General features: G+C 67.1%; 15 protein-coding genes. 10 read left to right on the top strand and 5 right to left on the bottom strand.

What is annotated here, in order from left to right; all coding sequences use genetic code 11:
- Positions 1 to 146: 146 nt before the first annotated feature.
- Positions 147 to 1148 (top strand): methyltransferase, encoded by a 1002-nt coding sequence (locus ACGFH6_RS32750; protein ID WP_393391606.1) that lies wholly within the window; start codon positions 147 to 149, stop codon positions 1146 to 1148.
- A gap of 188 nt (positions 1149 to 1336) precedes the next feature.
- Here ACGFH6_RS32750 and ACGFH6_RS32745 read toward each other — a convergent pair whose 3' ends face one another.
- Complete coding sequence (locus ACGFH6_RS32745; protein ID WP_393391604.1) at positions 1337 to 2287, bottom strand: helix-turn-helix domain-containing protein; 951 nt, start codon at positions 2285 to 2287, stop codon at positions 1337 to 1339.
- A gap of 168 nt (positions 2288 to 2455) precedes the next feature.
- Between ACGFH6_RS32745 and ACGFH6_RS32740 the strand changes: the two genes are divergently transcribed.
- Entirely contained in the window at positions 2456 to 3178 is a 723-nt protein-coding gene (locus ACGFH6_RS32740) for an asparagine synthetase B family protein (RefSeq protein ID WP_393391602.1), read from the top strand.
- 7 nt (positions 3179 to 3185) lie between these two features.
- Positions 3186 to 4268 carry an asparagine synthetase B family protein gene (locus ACGFH6_RS32735; protein ID WP_393391600.1) on the top strand — a complete coding sequence of 361 codons (1083 nt, stop codon included), beginning with the start codon at positions 3186 to 3188 and terminating at the stop codon, positions 4266 to 4268.
- Between the two features lie 149 nt (positions 4269 to 4417).
- Here the strand turns inward: ACGFH6_RS32735 and ACGFH6_RS32730 are convergent, their stop codons facing one another.
- Positions 4418 to 5023, bottom strand: coding sequence for an ALF repeat-containing protein (locus ACGFH6_RS32730; RefSeq protein WP_393391598.1), 606 nt, complete (start codon positions 5021 to 5023; stop codon positions 4418 to 4420).
- 231 nt (positions 5024 to 5254) lie between these two features.
- Here ACGFH6_RS32730 and ACGFH6_RS32725 point away from each other — a divergent pair, with 231 nt between their 5' ends.
- Positions 5255 to 5719, top strand: a complete 465-nt coding sequence (locus tag ACGFH6_RS32725; protein WP_393391597.1) for a hypothetical protein — start codon at positions 5255 to 5257, stop codon at positions 5717 to 5719.
- Positions 5720 to 5803: 84 nt separating this feature from the next.
- Here ACGFH6_RS32725 and ACGFH6_RS32720 read toward each other — a convergent pair whose 3' ends face one another.
- Positions 5804 to 6250 (bottom strand): SUKH-3 domain-containing protein, encoded by a 447-nt coding sequence (locus ACGFH6_RS32720; protein ID WP_393391596.1) that lies wholly within the window; start codon positions 6248 to 6250, stop codon positions 5804 to 5806.
- A 448-nt stretch (positions 6251 to 6698) separates the two neighbouring features.
- Here ACGFH6_RS32720 and ACGFH6_RS32715 point away from each other — a divergent pair, with 448 nt between their 5' ends.
- Together ACGFH6_RS32715 and ACGFH6_RS32710 are read left to right on the top strand one after the other, a co-directional pair.
- A complete protein-coding gene (locus ACGFH6_RS32715; RefSeq protein ID WP_393391594.1) occupies positions 6699 to 7256 on the top strand; it encodes a hypothetical protein in 558 nt (185 codons plus the stop codon).
- 71 nt (positions 7257 to 7327) lie between these two features.
- Entirely contained in the window at positions 7328 to 7510 is a 183-nt protein-coding gene (locus tag ACGFH6_RS32710) for a hypothetical protein (protein ID WP_393391592.1), read from the top strand.
- Here ACGFH6_RS32710 and ACGFH6_RS32705 read toward each other — a convergent pair.
- Positions 7507 to 7944 carry a MarR family winged helix-turn-helix transcriptional regulator gene (locus ACGFH6_RS32705; protein WP_393391590.1) on the bottom strand — a complete coding sequence of 146 codons (438 nt, stop codon included), beginning with the start codon at positions 7942 to 7944 and terminating at the stop codon, positions 7507 to 7509. The two genes, ACGFH6_RS32710 and ACGFH6_RS32705, sit on opposite strands and share 4 nt — an antisense overlap.
- Positions 7945 to 8013: 69 nt before the next feature.
- On the opposite strand from ACGFH6_RS32705, the gene ACGFH6_RS32700 reads away from it, so the two are divergent.
- Positions 8014 to 8463, top strand: a complete 450-nt coding sequence (locus tag ACGFH6_RS32700; protein ID WP_393391588.1) for a hypothetical protein — start codon at positions 8014 to 8016, stop codon at positions 8461 to 8463.
- 52 nt (positions 8464 to 8515) lie between these two features.
- On the opposite strand, the gene ACGFH6_RS32695 is transcribed toward ACGFH6_RS32700, so the two are convergent.
- The gene (locus ACGFH6_RS32695; RefSeq protein ID WP_393391586.1) at positions 8516 to 10867 is read right to left on the bottom strand and encodes an arylsulfatase; all 2352 of its coding nucleotides are present in this window, start codon (positions 10865 to 10867) and stop codon (positions 8516 to 8518) included.
- 140 nt (positions 10868 to 11007) lie between these two features.
- On the opposite strand from ACGFH6_RS32695, the gene ACGFH6_RS32690 reads away from it, so the two are divergent.
- The 3 genes from ACGFH6_RS32690 (at position 11008) to ACGFH6_RS32680 (ending at position 13683) form a co-directional block, all read left to right on the top strand.
- Entirely contained in the window at positions 11008 to 11181 is a 174-nt protein-coding gene (locus ACGFH6_RS32690; protein ID WP_165555453.1) for a hypothetical protein, read from the top strand.
- A gap of 175 nt (positions 11182 to 11356) precedes the next feature.
- Positions 11357 to 12724, top strand: a complete 1368-nt coding sequence (locus ACGFH6_RS32685) for a chloride channel protein (protein ID WP_393391584.1) — start codon at positions 11357 to 11359, stop codon at positions 12722 to 12724.
- The gene (locus tag ACGFH6_RS32680) at positions 12721 to 13683 is read left to right on the top strand and encodes a GNAT family N-acetyltransferase (protein WP_393391582.1); all 963 of its coding nucleotides are present in this window, start codon (positions 12721 to 12723) and stop codon (positions 13681 to 13683) included. Before ACGFH6_RS32685 ends, ACGFH6_RS32680 begins: the two co-directional genes overlap by 4 nt.
- Positions 13684 to 13690: the final 7 nt, after the last annotated feature.

The raw sequence follows: 13690 nt of genomic DNA, 5'->3' as shown, positions 1-13690 counted from the left end.
CCTGTTGGGGTCTTGCCTAGCGTGGCTGGTCCCACCGGCGATCGTAGGGAGTCAGCCAGTGCACTGCCAGTACCGGTCACCAGCCACGACCGCGCCGGGGAGCCCGCGGGTGAGATGCCCGGGGCCGTGCTGAGGAGGAGATTGTCATGATCCCTAGCGCCCTGGAAAGCGCCATGTTCGGTGTCGTGTCGACACCGATCCTGAACCTTGCCGACAAATACGGGATGTTCTCCTACCTGATCGACAAGGGGCCATCACGAGCCGCGCAGGCGGCCTTCGCGCTCAAGGTAGACGCAGAAACACTCGAACGGATGCTGCTGGCGTTGACAGCGTTCGGGATCCTTGACCGCACAGGAGAAGGCCGGTACGGACTCAAGACGAACATGCGCCCCTACCTCGACCCCGCCGACGAACACTACATCGGCGGTTTCGTCGACCACCTGATCAACGAGACATCCGACCAGATCACACGGCTCAGCGCCTATCTCGAGCACGGCAAAGCCGACGTCGACAAGAACCTCCCGTCGCCCTTCGAGACGTTCTACCGCAATCCCCACGCGCTGGCGGAGTTCATGACCGCGATGTGGAGCCTGTCGTACGCACCCTCCAAGGAACTCGCGGTCCTGGCCGATCTCGACCACGTGGGCACAGTGGTCGACGTTGGCGGCGCGAGCGGTCCGTTCTCCGTCGCCGCGTTGCAGCACTACCCCGATTTGCGGGCGACCGTCTTCGACCTGCCCCAGGTAGGCGACTTCGTGCAACAGACCCGCGCCACCTACGATCTGGCCGACCGGCTCGACTTCGTACCTGGTGACTTCTTCGCGGACGAACTCCCCAGCGGCGAGGCGATTGCCTTCGGCTACGTGCTCTCAGACTGGACCGATGCCAGCTGCGCTCAGCTGCTGACCAACGCCTACCGTGCCTGCCAGGCATCCGGCCGCGTGCTGATCATGGAGCGGCTGTTCGACGACACACGCAACGGCCCGCTGGCCACCTCGGTCATGAATCTCACCATGCACGTCGAGACCCAGGGCCGCCACCGCACCGCACACGAGTACCTCTCCATGCTTCAGCACGCCGGTTTCAGCGACTGCGCAGTACATCGCTCCAGCGGCGACAAGCACCTGATCATCGGCCACAAGCGCTGACTGCCCAATTCGGATGACACCAGCAAGGTTGCGCCTGGTGCCGTGTCCTCATCCGGACTGTGCCGCGCTTGCCGAGGTCATTGACCGGTCCATCCTTTGGTCGACGTCCGGTCCGGTCGAGCACGTGAAGACGCGGTGTGTGCGCCGGCATGTCTTCCTCATGCCCACGCGTCCGACTTGCGGCACGGTCAATCTGTAGGGAGGCTCAAGCGACGGTACTCGCCGGGCGGGACGCCGTACTCCACGCGGAACACCCGGCTGAACCGGGCCGGGTCGGGAAAGCCCCAGCGGGATCCGATCGCGCTGGCCGGGACCCAGGCGTTCGCGGGGTCGATCAGGTCGCGGCGACAGCGCTCCAGTCGCCGGGCTCGGATGAGACCGGCCACCGAGGTTGCCCGCGGCTCGAACAGCCGGTACAGGTACCGCGGCGAAATGTGATGGGCGGCCGCGACCATGCCAGGCGTCAGGTTCGGGTCCCCGAGGTGCTGCTCGATGAACGCCTCGATGCGCAGCAGGAGGACGTGCCGCTGTTGCGCCGGTGCCAGGGCATCCCGACCCGTCCACGCCGCCAGCGTGGCCGTGGTCAGATCGAGTACGGCGGCACCGATCCGAGCGGCGCCGGCGTACTCGTCGAGGTTGTCGGCCATCTGGCGGACCAGGCCGGCGACCAGCGCTGAGCAGCCCCGGCGGCCTGGCAGGCGGACGCCGACCAGGTCCCTGGTGTCACCACGGGACAACGGCAGCAACGCTCGGGGGAACATCACCGAAACCTGCCGGTGGGCCGATCCGGCGACCCGGGTGGGACGCGACAGGTCCACGAAGGCGAGGTCGCCCGGGTGCACGACCGCCTGACGATCGCCCTGCTCGACCACCGGATGCCCACGCAGCTGCACGTGGACGGTGCAGAGCTCCGGATCCGACCGGCGGATCAGCCGGGCACCACGCACCGCCTCGCTGTCCGGTGCGCTGATGTCGACGAACCGGAGCGCGCCGATGTCGGCAGTGCGGATCTCGCACCGGAAACCAGTCAGATCCTTGGGACGCAGCTCGAACGGGACGAGCGAGTTGGAGACCGCATGGCTGATGTATTCCATTCGGGCAGCCGGAGGCTGGTCGTCGGCCCGCCACACGGTCGTCATGCCCCCTTGTTACCACCCGGCCGCGCGCGGTGCGACCCAGAAGAAGGGTGTGCGGGGATCGTCAAGGAGTGGGCATCGGCGGCCAATGACCCACCCAGTGGCCAATTACTAGCGTGGCCGCAAACGACGGGAGACGAGCGAACCGAAGACGTGCGGACAGGGAGAGTCATGTGTGGCATCGCCGGATGGGTGGACTTCGAACGCGATCTCACGCGGGAACGCGCCGTGGCGGACGCGATGGCCGAGACGATGGGCTGTCGCGGCCCCGGCGATGGGGGGTTGTGGCTAGCGCCCCACGTCGCGCTGGGCCATCGGAGGCTCGCGGTCATCGATGTCGAGGGTGGCAGGCAGCCCATGGCCGCCAACGACGCCGCGGTCATCAGCTATAGCGGCGAGATCTACAACTTCGGAGAGCTCCGCGCCGAGCTCGAATCGAAGGGGCAGCGTTTCCGCACCCGGAGCGACACCGAGGTCATACTGCGCGCGTACGTCGAATGGGGCGAGGACGTCGTACACCGACTGAACGGAATGTACGCCTTCGCGCTGTGGGACATCCGGCGGCAGGAGCTGCTCCTGGTCCGCGACCGGCTGGGGGTCAAGCCGCTGTACTACTACCCACTACCCGGCGGTGTGCTGTTCGGATCAGAACCCAAGGCGATCCTGGCGAACCCGCTGGCCGATCGCGCAGTCGACGCCGACGGCCTGCGTGAGCTGCTCACCATGGTCAAGACCCCAGAGCAGGCGGTGTTCAAGGGCATGTACGAGCTGCGCCCCGGTCACCTGCTGCGGGTGCGCCCGGAAGGTCTGACCAAACGCCGATACTGGGCGCTGCCCGCGCGAGCACACCGACGACCTGGAAACCACTGTCCGCACTATCCGGGACCTCCTTGACGACTGCGTGGGCCGGCAACTGGTCTCCGACGTACCGCTGTGCAGCCTGCTGTCGGGCGGGCTCGACTCCAGCACCATCACCGCGCTGGCAGCCAAGCGCGGGCCGATCCGCTCGTTCGCGGTGGACTTCGCCGGGTACGCCGAGAACTTCCGGCCCGACGAACTGTGCGTCGACGCCGACGCACCGTTCGTACAGGACTTGGTTCGCCACGCCGCCCCGGATCACCGCGACATCCTGCTGGACACCGGCGAACTGGCCGACCCGCAGGTGCGTTCGACGGTCGTGCGCGCGTGGGACCTGCCGCAGTTCATCGGCGACATGAACACGTCGCTGTACATGCTGTTCCGCGCGGTCCGCGAACACTCCACTGTTGCGCTGTCCGGCGAGTCCGCCGACGAGGTGTTCGGCGGTTACGCCTGGTTCCACCCGCCCGCCGCCGTCCACGCCGACACATTCCCATGGCTCGCGCTGCTGATGCGCGAGCACACTCCCGCGGACCTGCTCGACCGCGATCTGCGCGAGTCGCTCGACCTGCCGGCGTACACCGCCGACAGCTACCGCACTGCCCTGGCCGAGGTCCCCCACCTCTCAGGGCAAGACGACCTGGAGCGGCGGATGCGCGAGGTCAGCTACCTGCATCTGACTCGCTTTCTGCCGGCGCTCCTCGACCGCAAGGACCGGATGAGCATGGCGGTGGGGCTGGAGGTACGGGTGCCGTTCTGCGATCACCGATTGGTTGAGTACGTGTTCAACACGCCCTGGGCCATGAAGACCTTCGACGGACGCGAGAAGAGCCTGCTGCGCGCGGCGGTCAGAGACGTGGTGCCGGAATCGATCCTGCAACGCGTCAAGAGTCCTTATCCGGCCACCCAGGACCCGGCCTACGATCAGGCACTGCGTGATGAGCTGCGTGCACTCCTCAGCGATCGCGACACGCCCATTCTCTCCCTGCTCGACCGCACCGCCGCCGAGCAGGCCGCGACGACGTCGGCGGGCGAGACCACCTCGACGGTGAGCCGCTACGCGCTCGAGATGGCTCTGGACCTCAATGTCTGGCTCCAGTCGCTCGGGGTCCGGCTCGACCTCTAGACGGTATGGAGTGACCATTCATGGTCGGCCGCGCACTGCCGTGTCCCAGAGAACCTCCGGTTGTTGCAGTGGGCCTTCGACAAGCCACACTTCAACCGGAGGTTCTCGTCACGTCAAACCGCTGCCACCGACATCATGACCGAGTACGGCTAGACCTCGAACTGGCCGTGCTCTAGGAAGTACCGGGCCGCTTCCGGCGTACCCTCGTCGAGGGCCTGCTCCGCCGCCGCACGGACCGCCGCGCTGGTGGTCGGATTGGCGAGGATTCGGAAGATGGCGACCCTGTCGTCCTCGAACTGGGCGAGGCGGCAGCCGGTCTCCAGGAAGGCGCGCACGACCGTCGGTGTGCCGTCGTTGAGGGCCTGCTGCGCCGCCCTGTTGACGCCGCGGTCGTTGTACACGATCGCAAAGTGGAGAGTGGTAGCGACGGCAACCTTGTCGTCCTCGGCCTGGGCCGTCCAGCGGTCGGTCGTCAGGAAGTTGCGCTGGTCCTCGATGGTGCCGTCCATGGCCTTCTGCGCGGCGGCCTCGACCGCACTGCCCGTGCTCGGGTCGCCGATGATGCGCAGGATCGTGACCCGCACATCGTCGTCGGACATCTCGTCCACCGGCGTGGTCACAACGAACGTGTCCGTGGGCGCCTGGCAAGCGGTGGGTGCACCGACCGGGTCGGCGGCAGACGCAGGGGTGGTTACCAGGAGCGCCGGCGTCAAGGCGATTGCCGCGAGCGCCAGTGCAACCTTGTTTCGTCTCACTTGTTGACCTTCCTTGTAAGCGTTGAGAGCACGAGAATTCTCATGAAGATCATTGACGGGAAATCGATGCTCAGCTCGTCTGACGCTCAGTAGACGAAACAGCCTGGCAATTTGTGAGTCGGACCCCCTGTGATCTACATCTCCCGCCCGGCGGCTGAAGATCTCGCTTCATCCATGCATCCCGACGGCCGACCCGGGGCGACAGCATCGCCATCGTGGGATGCTTCCTGCGTGAGCGATCTGGGCAGCCGGTTTGTGGAGTCGCGTGGTGAGCCGATCGAAGTGGACGGCCGGCTCGTACACCTGTCCCACGTGATGGCGCCGTTGCCTGCCGGCGTCTTGAAGGTACGAATGCGGGCTGCCGGAGACCTCGAGCAGGGCATCGGCATCAGCGCGGATGGTGGCTGGCTCACGATCAACGGCGAAAAGTCCAAGCAGTTTGCACTCTGGACGGCCACGGCCCCCGACCGCGTGGAGATCGACGCCAAACCGCTACGCGGCCGTGAATCGCTCTCCGTTCGGATCTGGAACATCTGGAAGCACGACTACTGGGGCTCGACGATGGCTTGGGTATCGAACGCCGGTCTCCTCGTTGAACCAACGAGCGACACGGCGGTCACCCTTCACGCGAGCGCGGGCCCAGGCGGGCCGACGTTCGATGACCTAACCGTCGACGTCACATTCGAGCCGGCGTAACTGGCGAGCACTGCCGCACCTTGGAACAGCTTGCCGGTGAGCGGTATGCAGGCCGTTGTGTCTTGCCGCATGTGAGCGCATCGATCAAGTCCCGAGGCGGCGGTCGAACTGCACTGGCGGCGTGGCGATGAGCACTCCTTGGATCATGTCCTCGACGGTGTCACCGAGCCGTCCGTACTCATCGTCGAGCCCACCCCAGAACCGTCCGGATTCATCGACCAGGATGGTCATGTGCGAGTAGCCACCGACCGGCACCAGGCGTAGGCCAAGTTCAGCGGAGTAGGCCATACACCAAGCAACGTCCGACTCGGCTGCGGCTCTTCTACCGCTGATCCACAGGCTCCTGTCGCCTGAGGCCGAGACCACAACGAGATCCGCGTACCTGGTGAGAACCTCCGCGGCAGCGCGCAGGTCCGGGTGTCCGGCCTGTTTCAACGCTCTCAGCTCGCCGGAGATGTCCACCCGCCGCCCCGGGTACCAGCCTGCGGCAGCAAGTAGATCGCTCGCGTCGGTCATTTCATCCGGAGCCACGCTCGCGATCCTGCCACGGCTCGTCTCCCCACGGTGGCCATCCTCACCACCGGGCACCGGTGAGGAGCGGGCAAGGCAGACTGCGTGACTTCTGTGTGGGGCCGAGTGAGTCAAACAGTGGTGGCAGAGGGGTCAGATCGGTTCGAGAAACGAACTCCCGGAGCCTGAGGTAGGCCGCTGCGGCAAAGGCCGTCGGGCTCCTAGTCCCTGGGTCGCGGGTTCGAGTGATGCCCGCCCTACAACAACACGAAACCGCACGCCGACCTGCAGACGCAGGTCTGTCCTTTGACGTGAACACCTCGCCGGGTCCGTGGGTGGTGGTCGCCCCGGGGGCTTTGGGGGTGGTGGTGGGGATTGTTGGCCATCCGTGGGGTGGGTGGTTTCGAAGGTTGGGCGATTCATTCGATCGACCGGTCGACCGATCCGCAGCTCCAGGAAGGGAACAGTCATGCAAGACACGCGTACAGCCGGCCGCTGGCGGCGGGTGGTGAAACGGGTCGCCGCCGTGGCGGCCGTGTTGGTCCCGTTGGCGGTGGTATCGGTCGTTACTGCCGGGCCTGCCCAGGCGGCGGCGTGCCGGACCAACGCCCACGTCTACCTGACGTCGGTGTACCCGTCCAGCTACCGGTTCGAGAACCAGCCGGTGGACGGTGGCACCGACGACTACCAGATGTTCGCCGGGGACCTGACGTCGTTGCAGGTCGGCGGCAACGGTCTGCGGTCGTACACGTCGCCGGCGTGGAGGGTCGAGAGCAACGTCAGCGGGTCGTTCGTCTTCAACGGCCGAGTTGCCGGAAGCAACTGTGTCGCGAACGAGACGACAGTCAGCCTCGCCAGGCACACCGTCGCAGGGGAGGTCTGGACGGTCCGCGCGAACTACCTCACCGGCAACTCGGGGCAGTTCATCCAGAACCAGGCGCACTTCCGCATCTTCTTCGTCGACCCGCCGCCCCCGCCTGACCCGTGGTACTGGCAACCGTGCTACTACGCCGAGGCGTGCTTCTGAGCAAGGAAGGGCATCTGTGTGAGCCGGGCCGCCGACCGGCTCACACCCAACACCGAGCTGAGGAGGTCAGCATGTACACGACACCCGAACATCGAACGATAGTGGCGATGCTGGCCGCGGGGAGCCCCGTTTGGTACGTCGCTGCGGTGATGAAGAGCGACCGGCACTACGTCTACAAAGTCGGTGCACGGCACGGCTATCCGGATCGTGCCGCGATGAGGCAGTCCCTGCAGCAGTTGGCTGAGGCCGGCTAGATCTCCGCGTCGTACCCGACGAGTTCGATCAGCGCTGCCCGGAGAGCCTCCAGTCGATCCTCGCCGACCTGATCGGCCCAGGCGCGCTCGACAGTGCCTCCCGCCTTGCGGGACTTCGGCCGGATCGCAAGCCCTGCCTCGGTGAGTACGACGAGCCACGCGCGCCGATCGTTGGGATCCGGACGCCGCTCGACCAGGCCGGCCGCGATCAGCTGCTCGACACTCTGGGCCATGGTCTGCTTGCGCACGTTGGCCTTGGTAGCGAGCGCCTGGACGCTGACACCCTCAGGCGGTACGAACGGGATCACTCGCGCGTGTGCCGCCGTGAGGCCGCGGACACCGAGCTTCTCGAGCTCCGCGTCCATCTCCGTGGACCAGCGCTGGTTCGCCAGGCGCAGCAGCAACCCGATGAGTGGTTGGGGATGCCCAGGCATATAGACAGCCTCCTGTCTTTCGATTACGGTGGTGGACAGTTGCCTGTCTATCTTAGGAGGAACACGACCATGAACGCACCGACACTCCCGTTCGGCACCGCGATGGCGCTGGCTGAGCGCAACCTGCGCGGTCCACTGACCCGGATCCTCACCGAGGAGGACCTCGAGCCCGGCGCATGGTTCACGCTCAACGCTCTTGGCCTGCGCGGCACTACCCCGACGAGGACCGTCAAGGATCTGCTGTCCACCAGCGGGTACGACGGCCCGAGGGCCGACGCGCTGCTCGCGCGCCTCGCCGCAGGCGGACTCATCGAGGACCGCGACGAGCAACTCCACCTCACCCCCGCAGGAGCCGAGCGCTACGCGTCGGTCCGTGACCGGATCGGAACAGCGAGCGGCCGGGTGTTCAGCCTCTTCGACCCGACTCGGGTCGAGACAGCCCGCGCCTTTCTGCAACAGCTCGCCGAGACCGACCCGGCGACGATCGAAGCGGTCGCATTCGACGAGGCGCCGGCGTGAGAAACCCGCGCCATACGGTCCGCTCGCTGCGCCGGTGACCGCCAGGTAGTGGTTACTGGCGGGCCATTGCTGCGCGGAGTTCGCTTTCGGTGTCGGTGATGAGGTCGCCGGACACGTCGATGGTGACGGTTCGGAGGGTGCCGGTGAAGCGGAACGGGGACGGGTAGTCCGGGGTGACCGGGGAGCCGGGGTTGGCGCCGCAGGTGAGGGCACCGGGGTTGAGGATGAAGGGCGTGGTCACCGGCGCCTCGGCCTGGGCGACGAGGGTCTCGTCCACGTAGAGCTGCATCTTTCCCGGTGTTCCGCGGCCGTTGGCCATGTCCGGTTGTCCGGTCGGCTCGAACTCGAAGCGCAGCTTGTGCGGACCGGCAGGGAGCGCCTCCGGAGTGGACACCTTGTACAGCCCTCGGCCGACGTAGTTGTGCACGTAGTGCAGCTTGTGGTCCTTGATGAACAGCGAGTAGCCGCCGGCCGCGGTGCCCTGGCTCAGCAGAACTCCCTCGGCGCCGTCCTCGGGCAGGTCCACATCGGCGGTGATGCTGTGCGGCCGGTTCAGCACCCGCGGCCCGGCGTTGAACGGGATCGACTGGGTGCTCGGCCGGTAGACGTACGTGTCCCGCGGTACGGCGGCCTGCGGCTTCTCGGCGAGGATCCGCGCAATGCCACTTCCGTCCACGGGCAGTACGCCGTACTTGCCGGCCTCGGCGTACCACAGGCCGATGAGTCCGATGAGTTTGTCGCGGTGCTTGCTCGCGACATCGTGGTTCTCGGCGAAGTCGTCGGCCACGTGGTACAGCTCCCAGCCCGTCGCGTCGAGCTCGGTGAGCCGGTCCGCCGAGATGGGTTCGCCGAAACCTACTCCGGCCTCGGCGAACGAGGGGCCGGGCCATGGGCAGACCGCGCGCCAGCCGTCGTGGTAGATCGAGCGGTGACCGAGCATCTCGAAGTACTGGGTGTGGTGCTTGGTCGGGGCGTCCGCGTCGTCGAACGTGTGCGCGAAGCTCACCCCCTGAAGCGGCGACTGCGTGACACCCCGGATCGTGGCCGGCGGCTCGAGGCCGAGCGCGTCGAGGACGGTGGGCACCATGTCGATGAGGTGCGCGTACTGCGTGCGTACCTCGCCGCGGGCCCGGATGCCCTGGGGCCAGCTGACGATGAACGGGTCGGAGCTCCCGCCCCGGTAGGTCTCGCGCTTCCACCGGCGGAACGGCGTGTTGCCGGCCCACGTCCAGCCCCACGGGTAGTGATTGAAGTGCTTGGGACCGCCGATCTCGTCGATGACCGCGAGGCTGTCCTCGAGCGACTCCTGGGCGTTGTTGAAGAACTGCGCCTCGTTGGTGGTACCGGTCGGGCCGCCTTCGGCGCTGGCGCCGTTGTCGGAGATCACCATGACGATGGTGTTGTCGAGCTCGCCCTGCTCGCCGAGGAACTCCAGCAGGCGGCCCAGATGGTGGTCGGTATGGCTGAGGAAGCCGGCGAAGACCTCCATCATCCGGCTGTACAGGCGGCGGGCCGGTGCGGGCAGGGACTCCCAGTCGGGTACGTCGGGGTCGTGACGGGACAGCTCCGCATCGGCAGGGACGATCCCCAGCGCCTTCTGCTCGGCGAACACCCGCTCCCGGTACGCGTCCCAGCCGTCGTCGAACTGGCCGGCGTACTTGTCCGCCCACTCCTTCGGGGCGTGGTGCGGCGCATGGGTCGCGCCGAAGCACAGATGCAGGTAGAAGGGTTTGCCCGGATCGACCTGCTTCGCGTCGACGACGAACTGGATCGATCGGTCCACCAGGTCCTCGGTCAGGTGGTAGCCCTGCTCGGGCGTCGCCGGCGGCTCGACCTGGTGGTTGTCGTAGACCAGGTCGGGATACCACTGGCTGGTGTCGCCGCCGAGGAATCCGTAGAACCGCTCGAAGCCGCGCGACAGCGGCCACCGGTCGTACGGCCCGGCCGCAGTCTCCTGGTTGCTCGGAGTGAGGTGCCACTTGCCGACCATGAACGTGCTGTACCCCTGCCCGAGCAGCATTTCCGACAGGAACCCGTTCTCGAACGGGACCACACCGTTGTACCCGGGATAGCCCGTGGCGAACTCGGTGATGCACGCCATCCCGTTGCTGTGGTGGTTGCGTCCGGAGACGATGCACGAACGGCTCGGCGAGCACAGCGCCGTGGTGTGCATGTTGTTGTAGCGCAGCCCACTGGCGGCCAGACTGTCGAAGTTCGGCGTCGCGATCGGGCTGCCGTAACAGCTCAGTTGGCCGAAGCCGGTGTCGTCAAGTACGACCATCAGCACGTTGGGAGCACCTGGCGTGGCACGGGTGGGCTTCGGCCACGCGGGGGACGACTCGTCCGCTGTCCTGCCGATCGTGCCGGTGAATCCGGTGCCGGCTTCGTACTCGTTCAGCGCCATCCATGGCCCCCTCGCAAGAATGTCCACCCACCTCAGCCGAACGCCGCGCGCGTCACATCCCCCGCGTGGGGTGATTACTCCGTGGTTGGCAGCTGGGTACCTGAGTGCTACTTCCGCCCGATCGTTCGAAGGAGCACTCAATGTTCGCGATCATCGCCGCTGTGATCTTTGGGCTGGCACTCATCCTGGACTGGGCCAACGCCAGCGTGAGTGATGCGTTCACGCCTCAGACGCTGCTGATGGCCGGCCTGCTCTGCATCGCGCTGCATTTGGCCGGTGTCGGGGCCGGGCGTCGGTGGGGGCGGCGCCGCTGACCGTCGTACCGCTCCCGCCGTGCAGCGGTGAACGATCATCCGGCCGGGACGATGTGGCCGGGGGCCTCGACCACGGATAGTGAGGGAGGTCGTCGGCGAGCTCAGGCGCCACGGCAGGTTCTCGCCGAGGTGCAGAGGGGGCCGCGGGGTTGTTCTCGTTCGGGAGGCACGTGTCATGACCGACTCGCAACGCCCAGCGGCCGCAGCACGCACAGCTGAGCGGCCGCCGGGCGGTCCACCGGCGATGGACCCGACCAAGGTCATCCGTTCGAAGCCGTATCTTTCCGCGCTGCTGCTCGCCGCGATCCTCGGCATCCCGATCTCGGCCGTCGCGTACGGTTTCCTCGCTCTGGTCAGCGCGATCCAGCAGGCCGTGTTCGACGATCTTCCGCAGCAGATCTTCAGCGGAGGCGTACCAGCCTGGTGGCCGGTGCCGTGGTTGGCGCTGTGCGGACTGTTGACCGGGTTGACCATTCGGTATCTGCCCGGCAACGGGGGGCACTCACCCGCCTTCGGGTTCCAGACCGGCGGAGGTCCACCGGCTGACCGGGACCTGCCCGCCATCATCCTGGCTGCCTTGACCACCCTCAGTCTTGGCGCCGTCCTCGGGCCTGAGGCTCCGCTCCTCGCCATCGGTGGTGGCCTCGCGGCACTGACCGTGCATCTGGTCAAGAAAGACGCGCCCCCGATGGCGCTGACGATCATGGCGTCCGCTGGTAGCTTCGCGGCGATCAGTACGCTGCTCGGCTCCCCGCTGCTCGGCGCGTTCCTGATCATGGAGGTCGCCGGCGTCGGAGGTGCGACGCTGAGCCTGGTGGCGCTGCCCGGCTTGCTGGCCTCTGGGATCGGCGCTCTGGTCTTCGTCGGTCTGGACAACTGGACGGGGCTCGGCAGCTTCTCGCTGGCCCTCCCCTCCGTGCCGCCGGCGGTGGATCCGACGGTGGCCACGATGGCCTGGGCACTGGCGATGGGCGCGGCTGGGGCGCTGCTGGGCTGGGTGATCCGCTGGATCGGGCTGTCGCTGCGTGCGGTCGTCCACGTGAACCGGGTGCTGGTGACGGCGGTTCTCGGCCTGCTCATCGGGCTGATCGCCATGGCCTACCAACTGATCTCCGACAACAGTTTCACTCAGGTCTTGTTCTCCGGCCAGGATGCCCTGCCCGCGCTGGTCAAGAACGCCGCAACCTACTCGGTCGGGGTGCTGATCCTGCTCGCCGTCTGCAAGTTGCTCGCGTACGGGCTCGCGCTGAGCGCGTTCCGGGGCGGCCCGGTCTTCCCCGCCATGTTCATCGGTGCGGTGATAGGGATCGCCGCGGCGGGTCTGCCCGGCATGAGTCTGGCGCCGGCGATCGCCATGGGCATCGGAGCGATGTGTGCCGCGATGCTGCGACTGCCGTTGACCTCGGCCCTGCTGGCCACCCTGTTGCTCGGTACCGACGGTGTGTTGGTGACACCACAGGTCGTGGTCGCTGTCGTGGTGGCCTTCGTCCTCACCAACGTGCTCCCGAATCCGGGTCCGCAACCGGCCAGACACCACTCATGAAGGCCACCGTCGTACTGCCTGACCGATACACCGTTCGTCCTCCTGAGCCCGGTGATGCCGAGGCGATGTTCGACATGCTGTCGGCCTACAACACGGCGGTGGTCGGGTTCGCCGACTGCACCTTGGAGGAAACCGCCTACTGCATCAGCGAGCCTGGCTTCGAGCGCACGACTGACGGCTGGCTCGTGCTCGCGGAGGGCGGTCTGCCGGCCGGATATGCGACCGCGAACGGCAGGGGCGATCGTGGAGTGGTCGGCATCGAGGTGGCGGCCAAGGACCCCGAGGTCGCCGGCTGGCTGGTCGAACAGACGATGCGGCGCGCCCGGGCGATGGCACGCGAACGTGGCCATGCCGAGGTCACCATCGACGCGTTCGTGTACCGCGCCGACGACCTGCTGCGCGGGTTGTTGTCCGACCACGACTTCGCCGCCGGTACGACGTACCACCGGATGCAGATCGACCACACCGGACCGGGGGCCACGCCGGAGATCCCCGAGGGCGTCGTGGTCCGCCGAGGCGCGTTCGATGCCGCCACCCGGTTGGCTGCTCACGAGGCCGTCAACGAGTGCTTCCGCGGACAGTTCGGCTGGGTCGAAGACCCGCACGACGAGTGGCTGGCGCACCACGAGGGCCTGCCCATCTTCGAGTGGTCCCAGTTGACGCTGCTGGAGGTCGAAGGCCGGCCGGTGGCGATCCGGGAGTGCACCGACGGGCATGTCGAGGCCGACAACTGCGGCCACATCGGCATGCTCGGCGTGGTCGAGGAGTTCCGGGGCCGTGGCTTGGCGAAGTTCCTGCTGCGCGATGCCTTCGCCCGCGACACCGCCGCAGGCCGGGCCGGCACGATCCTGCTCGTCGACACGAACAACCCGACCCCAGCCCTCGGTCTCTACCTGTCGGTCGGCATGAACCCCACCCTGGTCGTCGACGGCTGGCGCCGCGTCCTCCCTGTCGCCTAGACCCGGA

The sequence above is a fragment of the Kribbella sp. NPDC049227 genome, assembly GCF_043197265.1.
In the GTDB taxonomy this organism is placed as follows: Bacteria; Actinomycetota; Actinomycetes; order Propionibacteriales; family Kribbellaceae; genus Kribbella.
This window is presented reverse-complemented; position numbering and strand designations above follow the sequence as displayed.